Below are 21290 nucleotides of genomic sequence, written 5' to 3' on the forward strand. Positions count from 1 at the left end.
CCCGCCGGCGGCGGCGCCGGTAGCGGGGCGGTACGACCGACTCGGCCCAGCGCGGGACATGGGGATTGAAGCGCGGCAACAGCAGGAGCACCAGACCGACCGCGCTCAGTCCCACCACGAGCACCAGGATCCACATCGACGCCGAGTGCACGGAGTAGAGGAGCACGCCGAACGCGATCAGCGCCGACCAGAAGTACATGATCAGCACGGCTCTGGTCTTCGAGTGACCGATCTCCAGCATCCGGTGGTGCAGATGGCCGCGGTCGGCGGCGAACGGCGACTGGCCGTTCCAGGTACGGCGGCCGATCGCGAGCACCAGGTCGGCGAACGGGATCGCGATGATCGTCAGCGGCAGCACCAGCGGGATGAAGACCGGCAGCGCCGCGTGGGTGCCCTCGCGGGTACCGCCCTCGAAGAGATTCAGTGTGTCCGGGTCGACCTGGCCTGTGACCGAGATCGCTCCCGAGGCCAGGACGAGACCGAGCATCATCGAGCCCGAGTCGCCCATGAAGATCCTCGCCGGGGCCATGTTGTGCGGCAGGAAGCCCAGGCACATGCCCATCAGGATCGCGGCGAACAGCGTGGCGGGCGCCGCCGCCTCGATGCCGTAGCCGTACCAGATCCGGTAGGCGTACAGGAAGAAGGCCGCGGCGGCGATGCACACCATGCCGGCCGCGAGACCGTCGAGTCCGTCGACGAAGTTGACCGCGTTGATCGTGATGACGACCAGCGCGACGGTGAGCAGTGTGCCCTGCCAGGACGTCAACGAGACGGTGCCCACACCGGGTACGGGGATCCACAGGATCGTCAGACCCTGCATCACCATCACACCGGCGGCGATCATCTGCGCACCGAGCTTGAGCAGGGCGTCCAGCTCGAACTTGTCGTCCAGGACACCGACCAGCCAGATCAGCGCGGCACCGGAGAGCAGGGCGCGCGGTTCGTTGGACAGGTCGAAGACACCGTTGAGGTTCTGCAGGTTGTCGGCGACGAGCAGTCCGGCGCACAGACCGAAGAACATGGCGATACCGCCGAGCCGTGGTGTCACCTCGCGGTGTACGTCACGGGCGCGGATCGCGGTCATCGCGCCGACCGCGATCGCGAACTTCCGCACCGGGCCGGTCAGCAGATAAGTCACCGCGGCCGTCACACAGAGCGTCAGCAGGTAATCACGCACGGGCTGCCCCACAGGAATCGCTGGCCATCTCAGCCCCACACCTTAGCGTTGGTCGCAGCAGCCCATGGATACCGCGTCGTCCCCCACATGAGGACACCCGGGACGGGAGCGCTGGTTGCACGGCTTTCCGCCGTCGTCCATTCCATTCGGGAATCGGACAGACCGGGCGGAAAGCGCCCCGCCAATTCCCTTGCTTTCTTTGCGGATACTACGGGTTTCCCCGACGCCCCCGCGCATGTGGGACAGGCCCGCCCCGTGGCGAGTGAGCCGAAGGGGCGCGCCGCTGTCGAAAGGGAGAGCGCGCGCAGGCCCGCGAGGTACGAGCGGGACGAGCACGGTCGACCGTCGACAGTGGCTTAAAGCGCCCCGGAGGCGAACCGAGCCCTCAAAAAGAGGGGCGTGAGCCGAGCCCTCTAAGAACGCGCGGCTACGCCGGTGAGGGCGGTGATCACCGGGTCCAGGGCCTGGTTGATCTCGTCGCCGATCGAGCGGAAGAACGTGATCGGGGCGCCGTACGGGTCGTAGACCTCGTCCGCCTCCGCGTTCGGGGCGAGCAGCCAGCCGCGTAGCGCCGCCGCGGCGCGGACCAGCGCGCGGGCGCGTTCGACCACCCCCTCGTCGAGGGGGTCGGGCAGGGTGGCCGGGTCTATCGCCCGTACCAGCCGGGTGAACTCCTTGAGCGTGAAGGTGCGCAGGCCGGCCGAGTGGCCCATCGAGATCACCTGGGCCCGGTGGTCACGGGTCGCGGTGAGGACCAGGTCGGCTCTGATCACGTGCTCGTCGAGCAGTTCGCGGCCGACGAAGCCGGTCGCGTCGGCGCCGAAGTCGGCCAGTACGGCCTCGGCGTTGGCCTCCATCGGGGCGCCTTCGTGACCCCAGGTACCGGCACTCTCCACGATCAGTCCGCCGGTCAGCCGCTCACCGAGCCGGACCGTCAGGGCGTGGCGGTTCAGCCGCTCGGTGATGGGCGAGCGGCAGACGTTGCCGGTACTGACGTGGAGGATGCGGAACGTACTGCCGTGCTGTGCGGTGTCCGCTATGCCACGCCCCTGCGGGGTGGTCAATTGGCCACCTCTAGATCGGGTACCACCTTGCGGAGCTCCTCGGCGTCGAGGGCGCCGGCCCGCAGCAGCACCGGGGTCTTGCCCGAGACGTCGACGATCGAGGACGGCACGATGCCGGGCGTCGGACCGCCGTCGAGATAGACGGAGACGGAGTCCCCGAGCATGGCCTGGGCCGCGTCGCAGTCCTCGGGTGCCGGGTGTCCCGTGAGGTTGGCGCTGGAGACGGCCATCGGGCCGAACTCGGTGAGCAGTTCGATCGCGACGGGGTGCAGCGGCATCCGTACGGCGACCGTGCCCTGGGTGTCGCCGAGGTCCCACTGGAGGGACGGCTGGTGCCGGGCGACGAGGGTCAGCGCGCCGGGCCAGAACGCGTCCACCAGCTCCCACGCCTGCTCGGAGAAGTCGGTGACCAGCCCGTGCAGGGTGTTCGGCGAGCCGATCAGCACGGGCGTGGGCATGTTGCGGCCGCGTCCCTTGGCGTCCAGCAGGTCGGCCACCGCCTCGGCGCTGAAGGCGTCGGCGCCGATCCCGTACACGGTGTCGGTGGGCAGCACGACCAGCTCACCGCGGCGTACTGCCGACGCGGCCTCGCGCAGACCGGTCGTACGGTCGGTCGCGTCGTTGCAGTCGTATCGCCGAGCCATTTAGAAGGCCTCCTCGTGCACATACACGGTCTGATGGTCGGAACGGGTCGAACGGTTCACGGCATCGCCTTGCGGGCCGTGGCGAAGCGCGGGCGCTTGTTCAGATCGGGGTGGTCGGCCGCGTCCGCCCAGCCCGACTCCTCGCTGAAGATCCACGGGACCTGGCCGCCCTGCGTGTCGGCGTGCTCGATCACGACGAGACCGCCGGGCCGCAGCAGCCGGTGCGCGGTGCGTTCGATGCCACGGATGGTGTCGAGGCCGTCCTCGCCCGAGAACAACGCCATCTGCGGGTCGTGGTCACGGGCCTCGGGCGCGACGTACTCCCACTCGGTGAGCGGGATGTACGGCGGGTTGGAGATGACCAGGTCGACCTGTCCGTCCAGCTCGGGAAGGGCGCTGAGGGCGTCTCCCTGGTGCACGGTGACCCGGGATCCGTCGGCGTTCTTCCGGGTCCAGGTCAGGGCGTCCTCGGACAGCTCGACGGCGTGCACGCGCGAGCGCGGGACCTCCTGCGCCATCGCGAGCGCGATGGCGCCCGATCCGGCGCACAGGTCGACGACGATCGGCTCGACGACGTCCATCGCCCGTACGGCGTCTATGGCCCAGCCGACGACCGACTCGGTCTCCGGGCGCGGTACGAAGACGCCGGGGCCCACCTGGAGCTCCAGGTAGCGGAAGAACGCGCGCCCGGTGATGTGCTGGAGCGGCTCACGTGCCTCTCGGCGCGCGACGGCCTCCCAGTACCGGGCGTCGAAGTCGGTGTCCTTGACGGTGTGCAGCTCTCCTCGCTTCACGCCGTGCACGTAAGCGGCGAGCTCCTCCGCGTCGAAGCGCGGTGAGGGCACGCCCGCGTCCGCCAGCCGCTGGGTGGCCTGGGCCACCTCGGCGAGCAGCAGACTGCGGGGGACGGGCCCGCGGCGGAGCCGCTGAGGGTCGCTGGGCCCCCCAGGATGTGGCTGCACGCTGGTTCCTCCGGACTGCGAGAGTGGGTGAAGGACTGGGCGGGACGTCAGCGGGCGACGGCGAGTTTCGCTGCGGAGTCCGCGTCGACACATGCCTGGATGACGGCGTCCAGTTCACCGTCGAGCACCTGGTCCAAGTTGTACGCCTTGAAGCCGACCCGGTGGTCCGAGATCCGGTTTTCCGGGAAGTTGTACGTGCGGATCTTCTCCGAGCGGTCGACGGTGCGCACCTGGCTGCGCCGGGCGTCCGCCGCGTTCTTCTCGGCCTCCTCCTGGGCTGCGGCGAGCAGCCGCGAGCGCAGGATACGCATGGCCTGCTCCTTGTTCTGGAGCTGGCTCTTCTCGTTCTGGCAGGAGGCCACGACACCGGTCGGCACGTGCGTGATGCGCACGGCCGAGTCGGTGGTGTTCACGGACTGCCCGCCGGGGCCCGAGGAGCGGTAGACGTCGATGCGCAGGTCGTTCTGGTTGATCTCGACGTCGATCTCCTCGGCCTCGGGTGTCACCAGGACACCGGCGGCCGAGGTGTGGATCCGGCCCTGCGACTCGGTGGCCGGCACCCGCTGTACGCGGTGCACGCCGCCCTCGTACTTCAGCCGCGCCCAGACGCCCTGGCCCGGCTCGGTCGCGCCGTTGCCGCCCTTGGTCTTCACGGCGACCTGGACGTCCTTGTAGCCGCCCAGCTCGGACTCGGTGGCGTCGATGATCTCGGTCTTCCAGCCGACGCGCTCCGCGTACCGCAGGTACATCCGCAGCAGGTCGCCGGCGAACAGCGCCGACTCGTCGCCGCCCGCGCCGGCCTTGACCTCCAGGATGACGTCCTTGTCGTCGCTGGGGTCACGGGGTACGAGCAGCAGCCGCAGCTTCTCGGTGAGTTCCTCGCGCTGCCGCTCCAGGTCCTTGACCTCGGCGGCGAAGTCGGGGTCGTCGGCGATGAAGCCGCGGGCCGTCTCGACGTCCTCACCTGTCTGCTTCCAGGAGCGGTAGGTCCCGACGATCGGGGTCAGCTCGGCGTAGCGCTTGTTGAGCTTGCGGGCGTTCGCCTGGTCCGCGTGGACCGACGGGTCGGCGAGCTGCGACTCAAGTTGAGTGTGCTCGTCGATCAGTTCCTCGACCGCCTCGAACATCGGGGGCTCCTGGGTTGATGCGAAGGTGCTGCGAAATGCCGCGGAAGGACCGCGAAGGTGTTGCGGGACGCCAAAGCGCCGGTCTCGGCGCCCCGGGGAAGGGGCACCGAGAACCGGCGCAGATGGCTCGCTACTTCTTGGCGGCAGCGGCCTTGCCGAAGCGGGCCTCGAAGCGGGCCACACGGCCACCGGTGTCGAGGATCTTCTGCTTGCCCGTGTAGAACGGGTGGCACTCGGAGCACAGGTCGGCACGGATGGCGCCCGACTCGATGGTGCTGCGGGTGGTGAACGACGCACCGCAGGTGCAGCTCACCTGGGTCTCGACGTACGCGGGGTGGATATCGCGCTTCAAGGTGACTCCTTGGGAAGGTCCCCGCGGATCACGGGGAGGGCTCCGGGTCGCACGCGCGGACTGCTCGTACGTGAACCGGGGCCAGCGGACCAGTCTGCCAGCACTGGGCGTATCTCCCAAAACCGGGGGAAGGGCCGGACTATTCCGCGGCCCGGTTGTCCGGAGGTCCGGGGTTCCCCGGCTCAGCCGCCCTTGACCACACCGTGCGCGTCGCCCCGGTCCCCCGCGGAGTCCTTCGTCGCCGACGCGGGGATCGGCCGGTCGTGCGCGAGGGCCGTCCAGACCTGCCGGGAGCCCTTGGCCAGCGGCAGTACCCGGTTCGGGTCGGCGGGGTCGTAGCGCACCGGGAGTGTGATCATCTTCACGTTCTTGGTGGAGATGTCCTTGAGGCCGCCGGCGAACCCGATCAGTCCGTTGATCGAGTCGAGTTTCGAGTCGGGCGTGATCGCGCTGGTGGCGGTGTCGGCGAGATCGAAGAGCTTCTTGGGATTGCTGAACACGCCGATGTGCTTGATCTGCCCGATCAGCGCCTTGATGAAGGCCTGCTGGAGCTGGATACGGCCCAGGTCGCTGCCGTCACCGACGCTCTTGCGGGTCCTGACGAGCCCCAGCGCCTGCTCGCCGTGCAGGGTGTGCGTGCCCGCCGCCAGCTTGAGATGGCTCTTGGGGTCGTCGATGGCCTGCGTCGTGGTGAGCTTGACGCCGCCGAGCTGGTCGATGAGCTTCTTGAACCCGGTGAAGTCGACCTCGACGTAGTGGTCCATCCGGATGCCGGACATCTGCTCCACGGTCTTGACGGCGCAGGCGGGGCCGCCGGCCTCGTACGCCGAGTTGAACATGGCGCCGCGCTCGGCCGGTGCGGTCTTCCCCTTGCCGTCCGGGCACGCGGGGCGGTCGACCAGGGTGTCGCGCGGTATGGAGACGACAGCGGCCTTCTTGTGGCCCTTGTAGACGTGGATGACCATCGCGGTGTCGGAGCGCGCGCCGGCGTTCTTGCCGTACTCGGCGTTGGCGCCCGACCGGGAGTCCGAGCCGAGGACCAGGATGTCCTGCGAGCCGTTGTCGACGTTCTGCGGGCGGTGCGAGCCGAGCTGCGCGTCGATGTTGACGCCCTTGATGTTGCCGTTGAGCTTGAAGTAGACGAACGCGAGACCACCTGCGGCGATCACGACCAGCGCGGCGACGCACCAGACGGCGATGAACATCGCACGACGGCGCTTGCTGCGCGGTTTGCGGCGGGCGCCGCTGCCACGTATTCGGCTGTTCCGGTCGTCGGTCATGGTCTCCCTCGGTGGCCACTCGTCGGTCCGGCTACCTCCTCCCAGGAGATTCAGGCGATATGTCCCCCTTGTACAGACAGTGACGCACCCGGCGGGGTTCCACAACTTCCGGGGACGGGAAAGGGGCCGCCCCCGTCATCGGAATGACGGGGGCGGCCCCGGTACTGCTGGGGAGAGGACGTCAGTCGTTGCCGTTGCCAGGCATCGGTGTCGTCTTCTGGATCTGCAGCAGGAACTCCGCGTTCGACTTCGTCTGCTTCATCTTGTCGAGCAGCAGCTCGATCGCCTGCTGCTGGTCGAGCGCGTGCAGCACCCGGCGCAGCTTCCAGACGATGCCCAGCTCGTCGTGGGCCATCAGGATCTCTTCCTTACGGGTGCTGGACGCGTCCACGTCCACCGCCGGGAAGATCCGCTTGTCCGAGAGCTTCCGGTCGAGCCTGAGCTCCATGTTGCCGGTGCCCTTGAACTCCTCGAAAATGACCTCGTCCATGCGCGAGCCGGTCTCGACGAGCGCGGTGGCCAGGATCGTCAGCGAACCGCCGTCCTCGATGTTGCGCGCCGCACCGAAGAAGCGCTTCGGCGGGTAGAGCGCGGTCGAGTCGACACCACCGGACAGGATGCGTCCGGAGGCGGGCGCGGCGAGGTTGTACGCGCGGCCCAGACGGGTGATGGAGTCGAGCAGCACCACCACGTCGTGACCCAGCTCCACGAGGCGCTTGGCGCGCTCGATGGCCAGCTCGGCGACGGTGGTGTGGTCCTCGGCGGGGCGGTCGAAGGTCGAGGAGATGACCTCGCCCTTGACGGACCGCTGCATGTCGGTGACTTCTTCGGGCCGCTCGTCGACGAGGACGACCATCAGATGGCACTCGGGGCTGTTGACCGTGATGGCGTTGGCGATGGCCTGCAGGATCATGGTCTTGCCGGTCTTCGGCGGGGCCACGATCAGACCGCGCTGGCCCTTGCCGATGGGCGCGACCAGGTCGATGATCCGGGTCGTCAGCACCCCCGGGTCGGTCTCCAGACGGAGCCGGTCCTGCGGGTAGAGCGGGGTCAGCTTCTGGAACTCGGGCCGGCCGCGGCCCGAGTCGGCCGCCATGCCGTTCGCCGTGTCGAGGCGGACCAGCGCGTTGAACTTCTCACGGCGCTCGCCGTCCTTGGGCTGGCGCACGGCGCCGGTGACATGGTCGCCCTTGCGCAGGCCGTTCTTACGGACCTGGGCGAGCGAGACGTACACGTCGTTCGGGCCCGGCAGGTAGCCGGAGGTCCTGATGAACGCGTAGTTGTCGAGGATGTCGAGGATGCCGGCGACGGGGATCAGCACGTCGTCGTCGGCGACCTGCGGCTCGCCGCCGCCACCGAACTCCTCGCGGCCACGACGGCCACGGCGGTCGCGGTAACGGCCGCGCCTGCCGCGCCTGCCGCCCGCCTCGTCGTCGAAGTCGTCCTGCGGGCCGTTGTTCTGGTTCTGGTTCTGGCCGCCGCGGTTGTCCCGCTGCTGGCGCTGACCGCCGCCGCCCTGCTGGTTCTGGCCGCCCTGGCCCTGCCCCTGCTGGCCGCCCTGCTGGTCGTCGCCGCCCTTGCCCCTGCGGTCGCGCTGCCGGTCGCGCCGGTCACCGCGGTCGCCGCGGTCGGGCCGGTCGCCGCGCTGCTGGCCGCGGTCCTGGCGCTCGCCGCGCCTGCCGTCGGTGTCGACGCTCTGCGCCGAAGCGCCCACGGCGGCCTCGGCCTTGGCGTCCGGCCGGTCCTCCGCCTGCGGGGCCGCTGCCTGCGCTTCGTTCTTGGGCTCGGCGACGCTGATCTCGGAGTTTCCTGCCGGTGAGGTGGCTCGGCGCCTGCGGCGCTCGGTGACCGGCTGGTCGTCGCTCGCCGGCTGGCCGGGGATGTCGATCTGCTGCTGTGCGGCGGCCTTTTCGGCCTTGTCCGCCTTCTCGGCGGCGGCTGCGGCAGTCTCACCCGTACGGGCCTTGGAGGTCGCCCGGCGCTTCGGCTTGGTCTCGGCATCCGCGCCGTCGGCGCTCTTGGCCGCGGGCGACGAACCGCCCTGCGTCTCCTTGATGACCTCGATCAGCTGGCTCTTGCGCATCCGCGCCGTGCCCCTGATGCCGAGGCCGGACGCGACCTGCTGCAGCTCGGCCAGGACCATGCCCTCGAGGCCGGTGCCGGAGCGGCGGCGCCGTGCGGTGGTGCCAGTGGCAGCACCTGCGGCGGGCGCGGTGTTGTCGACACTGTTGTCGGCAGTCACGCCCATCAGATCGGTGGTGTCGCTCACGAAGGGTCCTTCCCTGGAGCGGACGTCGGCCTTCTGGCTCGGCGACCGGTTGTGCTGTCCGGCTGCGGCCTGTGATCTTTCGGATCGAGGACCGATGCCGGGGCGGTGGTCCCGCCGGGTACGGCGGAGAAACATGCGTGCGTGCAATGGGTCCGGCCCGAGGTCCCCCTGCTCGGCCCACTCGCTGGGAAAAGCGAGGGGGTGTCGTGCCGGTTCCGAGGCGTGCTCAAAACTGCTCAGGCAGGCTGCTCAGGCAGTTGGGGAGGCTCCCGGAAGAATGGTGGTCCCGAATTGGGGACGCAAATCAGCAAAACACGGCGCCGCAAAGACGTCAGCTGCTGGCTTAAGGCTAACACTACCGGCTCCAACAAACATTCCCCCTCTCACTCACCGGCAATCTCCCGTCACTGAGAGCCGAGCGGCAGAACGCTCGCTCCCGCGCCGTCGAAGGAGAGCCGGTTGGCGGCCCATCCCTCCCCCGCCAGCCGTGCGACCTTGTCGGCCGCACCGTCCTCGGCCAGCGCGAGCACCGTGGGGCCCGCGCCGGAGATGACCGCAGGGACGCCGTCCGCGCGCAGTCGGTTGACCAGGGCGATGCTCTGCGGCATCGCGGGGGCCCGGTACTCCTGGTGGAGCCGGTCCTCCGTTGCGGGCAGCAGCAGTTCGGGGCGCCTGGTCAGCGCCTCGACGAGCAGCGCGGCGCGGCCCGCGTTGGCGGCGGCGTCCACATGGGGGACGGTACGCGGCAGCAGTCCGCGCGCCGTCCGGGTGAGTACGGGGTCGCCGGGGACGAAAACCACCGGAACGACGGACGCGAGGGGCTCCATCCTGATCGCCCGCGCCGCTCCGCCGTCCGTCCAGGCGAGTGTGAAGCCGCCGAGCAGACAGGCGGCGACGTTGTCGGGGTGTCCTTCGATCTCGGTGGCGAGCTCCAGCATGGCCACGTCGTCGAGGCGCGCGTCGCCGCCCGTGGTCACGGCGCGCGCGGCGACAATTCCCGCGCAGATGGCGGCGGATGACGAGCCGAGACCCCGGCCGTGCGGGATCCGGTTGGCACAGACGACCTCCAGGCCGCGCGGCTGTCCGCCGAGCAGGTCGAAGGCGGTACGCAGGGTCCGTACCAGCAGATGGTCCTCGTCGCGCGGGAGCGTGTCGGCGCCCTCGCCCGCGATGTCGATGTGCAGCCCGGAGTCGGCCACGCGGACGACGACGTCGTCGTAGAGCCCCAGCGACAGGCCCAGGGCGTCGAAGCCCGGACCGATGTTGGCGCTGGTGGCGGGGACGCGCACCCGTACGGCGGCGGCGCGGAACGCTGGACCGGCCATCGCTCTGACGACTCTCCTTGTGACTGCGAATTCCGAGGTGACGGCGGTTTTCGAGACCCGGGGCGCACGAAGGCGGCAACACCACGGCATATGCGGCGGGGCGGGTTGGGTACAGCCTATCGAAGGAAGGTTCTCATCCGACATAGGGCGCACAGGAGGCGCACGATGCGTGTCGCCCGTCCCCTGTGCGCCATCGCTGTCAGGCGAGTCCGAGCCGCTCCGCCGCGGCGACCGCGTCGACCGGGACGACGATCGGGCGCGGGGCGCCCTGGACGGCCCAGTCCGGGTCCTTGAGGCCGTTGCCCGTCACGGTGCAGACGATGCGCTGGCCGCGGTCGACCTTGCCCTCCTCGGCGGCCTTGAGCAGACCGGCGACGGAAGCGGCCGAGGCCGGCTCCACGAACACGCCCTCGCGGGCGGCCAACAGCCGGTAGGCGCGCAGGATTTGACGGTCCGTGACCTCGTCGATGAAGCCGCCGGACTCGTCACGCGCCGCCAGCGCGTACTTCCACGAGGCGGGGTTGCCGATCCGGATCGCGGTGGCGACGGTGTGCGGGTCCTTGACGACCTCGCCGCGCACGATGGGCGCCGAGCCGGACGCCTGGAAGCCCCACATCCGCGGCGTGCCGGTGGCGGGCCCGTCGGTGGCGTACTCGGTGTAACCCTTCCAGTACGCCGTGATGTTGCCGGCGTTGCCGACGGGCAGCACATGGATGTCGGGGGCGTCGCCGAGCGCGTCCACGATCTCGAAGGCGCCGGTCTTCTGGCCCTCGATCCTGGCCGGGTTGACCGAATTGACCAGCGCCACCGGGTAGTTGTCGGACAGCGAGCGGGCCAGCGTCAGGCAGTCGTCGAAATTGCCGTCGACCTGGAGGATCTGCGCGCCGTGCACCAGCGCCTGGCCCATCTTGCCCAGGGCGATCTTGCCCTGCGGGACCAGGACGGCGCAGACCATGCCGGCCCGTACCGCGTAGGCGGAGGCCGAGGCCGACGTGTTGCCGGTGGAGGCGCAGATGACCGCCTTGGCGCCGGCCGCCTTGGCCTCGGTGATGGCCATCGTCATGCCGCGGTCCTTGAACGAGCCGGTCGGGTTGGCGCCCTCGACCTTGAGGTGCACCTCGCAGCCCGTCAGCTCGGAGAGCAGCTGTGCGGGGACGAGCGGCGTGCCGCCCTCACGGAGCGTGACGATGTCCGTCTCCGCCGTCACCGGGAGGCGGTCCCGGTACTCCTCGATGATGCCGCGCCACTGGTGGGTGCCATTGCTCGTCATGGGTCCCTTACTCCCCTTCAACACGCATGATGCTGGCGACACCGCGCACGGTGTCGAGCTTGCGCAGCGCTTCGACGGTCGCCGACAGGGCGGCGTCTTGCGCGCGGTGGGTGACGACGACGAGGGAGGCCTCGCCGTCCTTTCCCTTCTGGCGGACGGTGTCGATGGACACGCTGTGCTCGGCGAATACCGTCGCGACCTGGGCGAGCACACCCGGTTTGTCGGCCACGTCGAGACTGATGTGGTAGCGCGTGACGACGTCGCCCATGGGGCTCACGGGCAGCCGGGTGTACGCCGACTCCCCCGGTCCTGTCGCCCCGTTCAGCTTGTTCCGGCACACGGCGACGAGATCGCCGAGCACGGCGGACGCGGTCGGCGAACCGCCGGCGCCGGGCCCGTAGAACATCAGCTGCCCCGCCGCCTCGGCCTCCACGAAGACCGCGTTGTACGCCTCGCGCACCGAGGCGAGCGGGTGGGTGAGCGGGATCATCGCCGGGTGGACGCGCGCGGTGACGGACCTGCCGTCGGCGGCGCGCTCGCAGATGGCGAGGAGTTTGACGGTGCAGCCCATCCGCCGGGCCGAGGCCAGATCGGCGGAGGTGACCTCGGTGATGCCCTCGCGGTGCACGTCGTCGAGGCGTACCCGGGTGTGGAAGGCGATACCGGCGAGGATCGCGGCCTTGGCCGCCGCGTCGAAGCCCTCGACGTCGGCGGTCGGGTCGGCCTCCGCGTAACCGAGCGCGGTGGCCTCGTCCAGGGCCTCGGAGTAGCCGGACCCGGCGCTGTCCATCCGGTCGAGGATGAAGTTGGTGGTGCCGTTGACGATGCCCAGGACCCGGTTGACGGTGTCACCGGCGAGGGATTCCCGCAGCGGCCTGATCAGCGGGATGGCGCCGGCCACGGCGGCCTCGAAGTAGAGGTCCCTGCCGTGCTTCGCCGCCGCGTCGTACAGCGTCGTGCCGTCCTCGGCGAGCAGCGCCTTGTTGGCCGAGACGACGGAAGCGCCGTGCTCGAAGGCGGTGGTGATGAGCGTACGGGCGGGCTCGATACCGCCGATGACCTCGACGACCACGTCGACGTCGCCCCGTTTGACCAGGGCCGTCGCGTCGGTCGTGATCAGCGACGGGTCGACACCCGCGCGGGCCTTGCCGGGTCGCCGTACGGCGACCCCTGCCAGCTCCAGGGGGGCGCCGATCCGGGCGGCCAGGTCGTCGGCGTGCGTCGTCATGATGCGCGCCACCTCTGAGCCGACCACACCACAGCCCAGCAGCGCCACCTTCAGCGGACGCGAACGCATCATCCGACCTACGCCTTTCGTTTCAAGCCCAGTGCCCATACAGCACGAATCCGGTCCAGTCTCACTCACTGGACGGAAGTTTCCGCCGTCCGTCCAGATCCCGAGACCATCTCTCTACTTCCCGCATTATCCGACGTCCAGCCGGAGCAGGTCCTCCTCGGTCTCCCGGCGCACGATGACCCGCGCCCCGCCGTCCTTGACGGCGACCACCGGCGGCCGCAGCGCGTGGTTGTAGTTGCTCGCCATGGAGCGGCAGTACGCACCCGTCGCCGGTACGGCGATCAGGTCGCCGGGGGCCAGGTCGGCAGGGAGGAAAGCGTCCCGTACGACGATGTCGCCGCTCTCGCAGTGCTTGCCGACGACGCGCGAGAGCATCGGCTCGGCGTCGGACCTGCGGGAGACGAGCGCGACGCTGTACTCGGCGTCGTACAGCGCGGTACGGATGTTGTCGGACATGCCGCCGTCCACGCTGACATAGGTGCGCAGCCCTTCGAGCGGCTTGATCGTGCCGACCTCGTAGAGCGTGAAGGCCGTGGGCCCGACGATCGCCCGGCCGGGCTCGACGGAGATACGGGGCGTGCTCAGCCGCGCCGACTCGCACTCGCGGGTGACGATGGAGAGCAGCGCCTTGGCGATGTGGTGCGGCTCACTCGGGTCGTCGTCGGAGGTGTACGCGATGCCGAGGCCGCCGCCGAGGTCGATCTCGGGCAGTTCGACGCCGTGTTCGTCGCGGATCTGGGCGAGCAGCTCCACGACGCGGCGCGCGGAGACCTCGAAGCCCGCCATGTCGAAGATCTGCGAGCCGATGTGCGAGTGGATGCCGATGAGTTCGAGGCCGTCGAGCTTGAGCGCGCGGCGGACGGCCTCCGCGGCCTGTCCGTCGGCGAGCTGGATGCCGAACTTCTGGTCCTCGTGCGCCGTGGCGATGAATTCGTGGGTGTGGGCCTCGACGCCGACGGTGACCCGGATCTGGACGCGCTGGCGCTTGCCCTGGCTCTGCGCGATGTGCGCGACGCGGACGATCTCCTGGAACGAGTCGAGGACGATCCGCCCGACGCCGGCCTCGACGGCCCGCTCGATCTCCTCGGTCGTCTTGTTGTTGCCGTGGAAGGCGATGCGCTCGGCGGGCATGCCGCCGGCCAGCGCGGTGGCCAGTTCGCCGCCGGAGCAGACGTCGAGGTGGAGGCCTTCCTCGGTGAGCCAGCGGACGACGGCGCGGGACAGGAACGCCTTGCCCGCGTAGAACACGTCGGCGTCGGGGCCGAAGGCGTCGGACCAGGCGCGGCAGCGGGCCCGGAAGTCGGCCTCGTCGAGGAAGTAGGCGGGGGTGCCGAACTCCTCGGCGAGCCGGGTCACTTCGATGCCGGCGACGGTGGCGACCCCGTTCTCGTTGCGGTCGACCGTGCGGGACCAGACCTTCTCGTCGAGGACGTTGAGGTCGGCCGCCGGTGCGGAGTAGTGCCCGTCGGGGATCACGTCTCCGTGGCGGGGACCTGCGGGGTGCGCGGAACGGCTCATCTCTTCGCTCTTTCAGAGGTGTTCGGGTGCGGTGATGCCGAGCAGGGACAGGCCGCCTGCCAGCACGGCCCCGGCGGCTTCGGCGAGCGCGACGCGGGAGCGGTGGGCGGCCGAGGGTTTCTCGTCGCCGACGGGCAGCGGGCGGCCGGTTTCCTGGAACCGCAGGACGGCGTCGGCGGTCAGTTCGAGATGGCGGGCGAGGCGGTCGGGGGCGCGCAGGCGTGCGGCGCTCTCCAGGACGGCGGGGTGGTCGCCGATGGCGGCGAGCAGTTCGGCGCCCGTTTCCGGCGTCCGGCCGTGCGGGTCGCCTTCCGGGACGCCCAGCTCTGCGGCGGCGCGGCTGAGCGCGCGGGTGCGGGCGTGGGCGTACCGCACCAGGAAGAGCGGGTTGGTCTCGCGCTGTACGAGCAGCCCTTGCCCCGTGAGCGGGCGGTCGTGGGCGGCGGCCCGCAGCAGCCCCCAGCGGGCCGCGTCGGGGCCGAGCCGAGCGACGACGTCGTCGCCCGGGGGTACGGGCACGACGGTCAGCGCTTCGCCGCCCGGCCGCACGTCGGCGCTGGCGCCCTGGGCGCGGAGCAGGGCGACGACGGCGCCGGTCCAGATCGTGGCGCGGACGCCGTCGCCGGGCGCGAAGGTCTTCGTCGCCGTTGTACCGGTTAGGGTGTCGCCGTGGCCGTAACGGGTCCCTGCGGCGAGGACCGTACGGACGAGGTCGGCGCCGCTGTCGCCGGTCAACGTGAAGTTCAGGAAGCCGGGTCCGGTGATCTCGACGCGGGTGATGCCACGGGTCTCCATCCGGCTGCGCAGGATCTCGGCGACCTCGCGCGGCGCGCGTCCGGCCGGCCCGGCGAGGGTCAGCGCGGCGTTGGTCGCCCAGTCGCCGCTGCCGCCTGCCCGTGGCCGCTCGACCTGTACCCGTTCGGGCACGGCGACCCGTAGCGCGCCGTCCGCCACGGCACGGCATACGGCGTGCCGCACGGTGCGGGCGAGCTGGGCGGGGGTCACGGCACAAGCGTATGGGAGACCCCGGCGGGTCTCGCGGTGCGTTTCGCCATGCGGGCACCGCGGGGGTTGCGGTGTCGCCGTCCGGCGCGGTTCGGTTGGCGGTCGTGGTTGCGGTGGTCGCCGGGGGCGGTTTCGCCGTCCGGCGCGGTTCGTGGTTGCGGGTTTGCGTTGCGGTTGTTGCCGGGGGCCGTTCCGGGGTCGTGTCCTGCGCGGTGTCGCCGTCCGGCGCGGTTCGGTTGGCGGTCTTGGTTGCGGTGGTCGCCGGGGGCCGTTCCGGGGAGGCGTCCTGCGCTGCATGATTTACGGCGCGTACTCCCGAGACGCGGAGCCACCGCCGAGATGCGCCACAAATCACGCTCTACGCTCCGGACACCACCCCTGCACGACCCCCTTCACCCCAGCCGCCACGGATCGGTTGCGCCGCGACCCGCGAGGGAACGTGCCCGGGCGTTCACGCCAGGGACGTACCCCCGGCCCGCAGGGCACCGCTCACCCGCGGCGACGCGGACGGTGTGTCCGACCGCCGGACGGGAGGGGGCCGGGGCCGGAGGAGGGGGGTGTCCGGACGTAAAGCGAAGGAGCTCATGCGACAAGCAGTCCGGACACCCCCCTCCGCAGGACCCGGAACCCGCACCGGACAGCGACACCGCAACCCAGACCCCGCCAACCTAGACGCGGCCCGCGCCGTGTTTGTCCACCGCCGACCACGGGTCGTCGCCCCGCGCCAGGCGGCGGACGATTCTGATCAGGTCGGCCGGTTCGAAGGGTTTGCCCAGGAAGGCGTCCACGCCCGCCGCTACGCCCGCGTCGACCTCGTACTGCGTGCAGGCGCTGATGACGGCGATCGGTACGTGGCTGGTGCGGGGATCGGCGCGTAGGCGGGCCGCGGTGCTTATGCCGTCCAGGCGCGGCATTACCACGTCGAGGGTGATCACGTCGGGCTGCACGTGGTTCACCACGTCCAGGCATTCGGCACCGTCGGCCGCGGTCACGACCTCGAAGCCCTCCAGTTCGAGATTGACCCTGATCAGCTGCCTGATGACTCTGTTGTCATCGACAACGAGCACCCGGCCGGACTCGCCCGCCACCATTCGAGAGTAGGTCGGACGGCGGCGCCGCGTCCGGGTTTTACCGACTTCCGCGCGCGTCCTCGGAGGGGTGCGGCGGCAGGGACGCGCCTTCCATGTCGACGTTCGGCACGATGCGGTCGAGGGCGTGCGGCAGGCCCCAGGCGCGCCGTCCGAGCAGGGCCATCACGGCGGGGACGAGCGTCATCCGGACGACGAAGGCGTCGATCAGCACACCGAAGGTCAGTGCGAAGCCGATGGACTTGATGATGGGGTCGCCGTTGAAGATGAAGCCCCCGAAGACGGCCGCCATGATCAGCGCCGCGGCGCTCACCACTCGCCCACTGCGGGCCAGGCCCTGGGCGATGGCCTCCTTGGCGTCCCCGTGGTGCTGGAAGTGCTCGCGCATCCGGCTGACCAGGAACACCTCGTAGTCCATGGCGAGTCCGAAGAGCACGCCGATCAGCAGTACCGGCAGGAAGCTGGTGACCGGGGCTGCTGCCGCGATCTGGAACGTGCTGTCCAGGTGGCCGTACTGGAACACCCAGACGACGGCGCCGAGCCCCGCCGCGATCGACAGCAGGAAGCCGAGGACCGCCTTGATCGGTACGAGCAGCGACCGGAAGGCGATGGTCAGCAGGATCAGCGCCAGGATCACGATGATGCCGATGAACAGCGGCAGCGCGGAGGAGAGCTTGGCCGACACGTCGATGGCTGCGGCGGTCGCGCCTGCCACGTACACCTGGCCGTGGGCCCGGGACACGGGCGGTCCGACGTCGTCGCGCAGCCGGTTGACCAGGTCGGTCGTCGCGGGTGCGTCGGGGCCCGCCTTGGGTACGACGCCGAGGACCGTGACGTCGCCGTCCTTGGACGCGTTGGGGGGCGCGACGGCGACCACCTCGGGGTCGGCGGCGATCTTGGCGCGGACCTGCCTGACCACGGGGGCTCGGTCGGCGGGCGCGATGCCGGTGCCGTCCACCACCACGATGAGCGTGGCGTTGAAGCCGGGGCCGAAGCCCTTGGAGAGCAGTTCGTAGCTGCGGTGCTGGGTGGTGTCGGTCGGCTGGGTCTCGTTGCTGGGCAGGCCGAGCCGGAGGTTGAGCGCGGGTACAGCGATGACGAGCAGTCCGACGACCCCGACGACCAGCACGAGGACCGGGGCGCGCATCACCGTACGGGCCCAGGCGAGACCCCAGGCGCCGGGCAGTTTCGGGGTGTCGCGCCTGCGCCGGAACCGGCCGCCGCCGGGCTTGGGCCGCAGCCGCTCGCCGCCGAAGGCGAGCACGGCGGGGACGAGGGTGAGGGCGACGAACACCGCGACCAGGACGGTGCCGGCCGCGGCCAGACCCATGATCGTGAGGAACGGGATCCCGGTCGCGGACAGCGCGGCGAGCGCGACGACGACGGTGACGCCGGCGAAGGTCACGGCGCTGCCGGCGGTGGCGACGGCCCGGCCGATCGAGTCGTGCACGTCCGTTTCGGGGTCCACGAGCTGTTCGCGGTGGCGGGAGACGATGAACAGGGCGTAGTCGATGCCCACGGCGAGGCCGACCATCAGGGCGAGCACGGTCGCGGTGTTGGTCATCTGGACGAAGCGGGAGACGAACATCACGGCCGTCACGCCGATGCCGACCCCGATGAGCGCCGTGATCAGGGGCAGCCCCGCCGCCAGCAGGGAGCTGAGCGCGATGGCGAGGACGAAGAAGGCGATGACCACACCGATGATCTCGGCGGGCCCGCCGACCTCGGTCTTCGCCGTCTCGGCCGAGCCGCCGAACTCGACCTGCAGCCCGGCGTCACGGGCCGGTGCCATCGCCCGGGAGAGTGCGTCCTTCGCCGAGTCGGGCACGTCGGAGGCGGCCTGACGGAACAGCACGTCGGCGTAGCCGATGGTCTTGTCCTTGGAGTACGTGCCGGTCCTGGCCGGGTCGGAGACCGTCACCACGCCGGGCACGGTGGCGGCCTTCTTGAGGCTCGCCGCCACGGCCTGCTTCTCGGCGGGCGCGTTGAGCTTGGTGTCCCCGTGGGCCACGAACACCACCCGGGCCGTGCCGCCCGCCGCGGCGGGGAACTTCTCCTTCAGCAGATCCTGCGCCTGTTGGGACTCGATGCCCGGTACGGAGAACTCGGTGGTCAGCTTGCCGTTCAGGGTGGTCCCCAGACCGGCGACGACCACGAGGAGCAGCAGCCAGGCGCTCACGACGCGGCCGCGGTGGCGGGCCGCCCACCGACCCAGTGCGTACAACCGTCGAGCCACGGACTGCCTCTTCCCTCACGTGTCCCCGGGCGTCTTGGGTGCCGGGTCTCTCAAGCCCCCGCGCTCGCTTACCCCGCGATCTTCGAATCATCACCCAGGAGCGCGGCGCGGGCGCGCCCGGAGGGGCCGGACGGCGCACCGCGGCCGGGCCACCGGTCGTTCTCCGGTGGTCCGGCCGCGGGTGTTTCGCCCGGTCGGGCGGGGGTCAGTCGCCGAAGGCGAGCGCGAACAGGTGGAGTGTGCCGTCGGAGCCGGTCTGCGGCAGCGTGATCGACGCCACTGTCTTCGCCGGGTCCACGGGCACCTTCGTGGCGAAGACGTACGCCTTCACCGTGTCCTTGCCACCGCTGCCGGTGGCCCGGTACGCGGTGGTGATCGCCGCCGTGTCACCGGGCAGCGGCTGGGCGGAGTTGGCGTTGAGCGTCCAGTCCGAGAAGGCGACCGTGCCCTGCGCCGTGCTGCCGTCGGTGTAGGTGACGGTCAGCTTGCCCGAGACGCCGCTGCCGTCGGTCGGCGCGTTGGTGGCCGCGCCGAGTACGCCGAGCGAGGCACCGGTGGTGCCGGCCGGGACCGGGATGGTCTGGCCGGTCATCTCCAGGTTGTCGGGCTTCCCCGCGGCCACGTCGGGCCAGGTGTACGTCAGTCCGTCGGTGGTGATCTTCGAGCCGTTGGTGACTCCGGCGGCGGACAGGGCGTTCTGGGAGTAGGCCCAGCCGCCGTCGTCGAACCCGCCGGTGAAGCTCGCGCCGTCCGGGTAGACGCCCTCGTTCGTCTCGTAGGGCCACAGCTCCCCCGGCTTCGCCACGGCGACCCGCAGTGCGGTGCTGCCGGCGGGTGTGCCGTTCTCGGACAGGGCGAAGGAGACCGCGTAGGTGCCTTCGGCGCTGCCCGCCGTGACGGAGAGCTTCTGCTTCACGCTGCCGGAAGCGGGGACCGTCAGTGAGCCCGACGTGGTGTCCAGGCTGACTCCTGACGGCACGGTGGCCTTCCAGTCGACCGTCACCGGCTTGGTGCTGATGTTGGTCAGGTCGAGCGTGCCGGGGGCGGTCGTGCCCGGCGCTACCACCAGGCCGTCCGTGGGCCCGGTCGCCGCGAGGATTCCCTGGCTGCCGGTGGTGTCGGACGGCGGGACCGAACCGGGGTCCGACGCCCAGGAGGTGTTGGGCGACGTGCCGAGGGTCCAGTTGAGGCTGTTCGCGTCCGCGATCTGCCCGTAGGTCAGCCAGGACTTGTTCAGCACCTTCTGGTTGACGCTCAGCGCCTGCACGTACGGCGCGTCCGGCGCAGCCTGTGGGGCGTTGATCTTCAACTTGTGCCCGCCGACGGTCAGTTGTGCGACCGGGAAGGCCGGGCTGCCGAGCGCCAGGGTGTCGGTGCCGGGGGTCTGCGGGTACATCCCCAGCTCGGACCAGACGTACCAGGAACTCATCGCGCCCAGGTCGTCGTTGCCGAACGAGCCGACGGGGGCGTTGAAGTAGAGCTTCTGCTGGGCCTGCCGGACGGCCGCCTGGGTCTTCCAGGGCTGCGCCAGGTAGTCGTACTCCCAGGGGATCTCCAGGCTGGGCTCGTTGCTGAGGTTGGCGTTGACGCTGGTCGGCTCGGTGATGTTGTCGAGCAGTCCGTCGAGGAACGCGGAGTACGCCTTGGTGCCACCGCCCGCGGCGGCGAGCTGCTGGATGTTGAACGGCACCATCGGGGTGTACTGGGCCGAGCTGCCCTCGACGAATCCGTTGGAGGTGCCGGGGGTGAAGCCGGGCGCGAACTGGCCGTCGGCGTTCTTGCCCTGCATGTAGCCGGACTCCGGGTTGAAGACGTTCTGCCAGTCCTGGGCGCGGGTGGCGAACTTCTTGTAGACGGCGTTCTTGCCCAGCGACTTGGCGAACGACGCGAGCGCGTAGTCGGCGCTGTCGTACTCCAGTTGGGTCGAGACGGGACCGTAGAAGTTGCAGCAGCCCGGGTTGGTGGTGTCCAGCGGGATGTAGCCCTTGCTGTCGCGCACCTGCTCGGCGGGGCGGTCCTGGTTCGGCGCCGTCGCCTCGTGCTGGAGCGCGTCGAGTGCGTGCGCCGTGTCGAAGTTGCGGACCCCGAAGGCGTACGCGTCGGCGATGATCGCGGCGGCCGGGTCACCGACCATCACGTAGCTCTCGCCGTTGTTCGACGCCCACTTGGGCAACAGGCCCGTCTGGTCGTAGCCGTTGAGCATCGACGTCACCACGTCGCCGGTGAGCTGCGGTTCGACCACGGCCATCAGCTGGGTCTGCGAGCGGTAGGTGTCCCAGCCCGAGTAGTTGGCGTACTGGGCTTTCTGACCTTGTGCCAGTTTGTGCACCTGGTTGTCCATGCCCATGTACTGGCCGTTGTCGTCGGAGTACACGTTCGGGTGCAGCAGCGAGTGGTAGAGCGCGGTGTAGAACTGGATCTGCTGGTCGGTGGTGCCGCCGCCGATCCCGACCTTGGCCAGCACCTTGTTCCAGGCGTCGTGGTTGGCCTGGCGCATCGCGTCGAAGTTCCAGCCCTTGACCTCTTTGGTCAGGTTGGACGTGGCGTTGGCGTCGCTGGTGTACGAGATGCCGACGGCGGCCGTCACGGTCTTGGCGGCCGTGGTGTCGAACGTCAGATACATCCCGTTGGCGCCGGTGGTGGGCGGAGCGGCCGCCTTGGCGGCGCTGCCGGCAG

General features: G+C 70.3%; 16 protein-coding genes. All 16 read right to left on the bottom strand.

All coding sequences use genetic code 11. The features are described 5' to 3' along the window. A partial coding sequence (locus tag HY68_RS03740; RefSeq protein WP_063779692.1) for an MraY family glycosyltransferase occupies nucleotides 1-1177 on the bottom strand: 1177 nt, incomplete at its 3' end. A 413-nt stretch (nucleotides 1178-1590) separates the two neighbouring features. Beyond that, complete coding sequence (locus HY68_RS03745; protein WP_041984340.1) at nucleotides 1591-2241, bottom strand: low molecular weight phosphatase family protein; 651 nt, start codon at nucleotides 2239-2241, stop codon at nucleotides 1591-1593. Continuing rightward, the gene (locus HY68_RS03750; RefSeq protein ID WP_041984342.1) at nucleotides 2238-2885 is read right to left on the bottom strand and encodes an L-threonylcarbamoyladenylate synthase; all 648 of its coding nucleotides are present in this window, start codon (nucleotides 2883-2885) and stop codon (nucleotides 2238-2240) included. Before HY68_RS03750 ends, HY68_RS03745 begins: the two co-directional genes overlap by 4 nt. Nucleotides 2886-2941: 56 nt before the next feature. Continuing rightward, complete coding sequence (prmC, locus tag HY68_RS03755; protein WP_198533384.1) at nucleotides 2942-3781, bottom strand: peptide chain release factor N(5)-glutamine methyltransferase; 840 nt, start codon at nucleotides 3779-3781, stop codon at nucleotides 2942-2944. Between the two features lie 113 nt (nucleotides 3782-3894). Further along, nucleotides 3895-4974: a peptide chain release factor 1 gene (gene prfA / locus HY68_RS03760; protein WP_041984348.1), complete on the bottom strand. Its 1080-nt coding sequence runs from the start codon at nucleotides 4972-4974 to the stop codon at nucleotides 3895-3897. A gap of 130 nt (nucleotides 4975-5104) precedes the next feature. After that, nucleotides 5105-5326, bottom strand: coding sequence for a 50S ribosomal protein L31 (gene rpmE, locus HY68_RS03765; protein WP_041984350.1), 222 nt, complete (start codon nucleotides 5324-5326; stop codon nucleotides 5105-5107). Between the two features lie 182 nt (nucleotides 5327-5508). Further along, nucleotides 5509-6606 carry an LCP family protein gene (locus HY68_RS03770; protein ID WP_041984353.1) on the bottom strand — a complete coding sequence of 366 codons (1098 nt, stop codon included), beginning with the start codon at nucleotides 6604-6606 and terminating at the stop codon, nucleotides 5509-5511. A gap of 181 nt (nucleotides 6607-6787) precedes the next feature. Continuing rightward, on the bottom strand, nucleotides 6788-8875 hold the full coding sequence (rho, locus tag HY68_RS03775; RefSeq protein WP_041984355.1) for a transcription termination factor Rho: 2088 nt from the start codon (nucleotides 8873-8875) through the stop codon (nucleotides 6788-6790). A gap of 404 nt (nucleotides 8876-9279) precedes the next feature. Beyond that, a complete protein-coding gene (thrB, locus tag HY68_RS03780; protein WP_041984357.1) occupies nucleotides 9280-10200 on the bottom strand; it encodes a homoserine kinase in 921 nt (306 codons plus the stop codon). A gap of 199 nt (nucleotides 10201-10399) precedes the next feature. Further along, nucleotides 10400-11470, bottom strand: coding sequence for a threonine synthase (thrC, locus tag HY68_RS03785; protein WP_041984358.1), 1071 nt, complete (start codon nucleotides 11468-11470; stop codon nucleotides 10400-10402). Between the two features lie 7 nt (nucleotides 11471-11477). Then, nucleotides 11478-12770 carry a homoserine dehydrogenase gene (locus tag HY68_RS03790; protein ID WP_041984359.1) on the bottom strand — a complete coding sequence of 431 codons (1293 nt, stop codon included), beginning with the start codon at nucleotides 12768-12770 and terminating at the stop codon, nucleotides 11478-11480. A 123-nt stretch (nucleotides 12771-12893) separates the two neighbouring features. Next, nucleotides 12894-14285: a diaminopimelate decarboxylase gene (gene lysA, locus HY68_RS03795; protein WP_041984360.1), complete on the bottom strand. Its 1392-nt coding sequence runs from the start codon at nucleotides 14283-14285 to the stop codon at nucleotides 12894-12896. A 12-nt stretch (nucleotides 14286-14297) separates the two neighbouring features. Then, nucleotides 14298-15290, bottom strand: coding sequence for an ArgS-related anticodon-binding protein NrtL (gene nrtL / locus HY68_RS03800; protein ID WP_041984361.1), 993 nt, complete (start codon nucleotides 15288-15290; stop codon nucleotides 14298-14300). 668 nt (nucleotides 15291-15958) lie between these two features. Next, nucleotides 15959-16381 carry a response regulator gene (locus tag HY68_RS03805; protein WP_041984362.1) on the bottom strand — a complete coding sequence of 141 codons (423 nt, stop codon included), beginning with the start codon at nucleotides 16379-16381 and terminating at the stop codon, nucleotides 15959-15961. A gap of 37 nt (nucleotides 16382-16418) precedes the next feature. Further along, a complete protein-coding gene (locus HY68_RS03810) occupies nucleotides 16419-18614 on the bottom strand; it encodes an MMPL family transporter (protein ID WP_041984364.1) in 2196 nt (731 codons plus the stop codon). A gap of 205 nt (nucleotides 18615-18819) precedes the next feature. Then, the coding region (locus HY68_RS03815) for a glycoside hydrolase family 92 protein (protein ID WP_052457006.1) at nucleotides 18820-21290 on the bottom strand (2471 nt) is incomplete at its 5' end.

Source organism: Streptomyces sp. AcH 505 (genome assembly GCF_000818175.1).
In the GTDB taxonomy this organism is placed as follows: Bacteria; Actinomycetota; Actinomycetes; order Streptomycetales; family Streptomycetaceae; genus Streptomyces.

Excerpts from the sequence above, each read along its gene's own strand:
- prfA (WP_041984348.1), bottom strand. The coding sequence starts at position 4,974 with ATGTTCGAGGCGGTCGAGGAACTGATCGACGAGCACACTCAACTTGAG.
- thrB (WP_041984357.1), bottom strand. The coding sequence starts at position 10,200 with ATGGCCGGTCCAGCGTTCCGCGCCGCCGCCGTACGGGTGCGCGTCCCC.
- HY68_RS03805 (WP_041984362.1), bottom strand. The coding sequence starts at position 16,381 with ATGGTGGCGGGCGAGTCCGGCCGGGTGCTCGTTGTCGATGACAACAGA.
- HY68_RS03770 (WP_041984353.1), bottom strand. The coding sequence starts at position 6,606 with ATGACCGACGACCGGAACAGCCGAATACGTGGCAGCGGCGCCCGCCGC.
- thrC (WP_041984358.1), bottom strand. The coding sequence starts at position 11,470 with ATGACGAGCAATGGCACCCACCAGTGGCGCGGCATCATCGAGGAGTAC.
- HY68_RS03790 (WP_041984359.1), bottom strand. The coding sequence starts at position 12,770 with ATGATGCGTTCGCGTCCGCTGAAGGTGGCGCTGCTGGGCTGTGGTGTG.
- lysA (WP_041984360.1), bottom strand. The coding sequence starts at position 14,285 with ATGAGCCGTTCCGCGCACCCCGCAGGTCCCCGCCACGGAGACGTGATC.
- HY68_RS03750 (WP_041984342.1), bottom strand. The coding sequence starts at position 2,885 with ATGGCTCGGCGATACGACTGCAACGACGCGACCGACCGTACGACCGGT.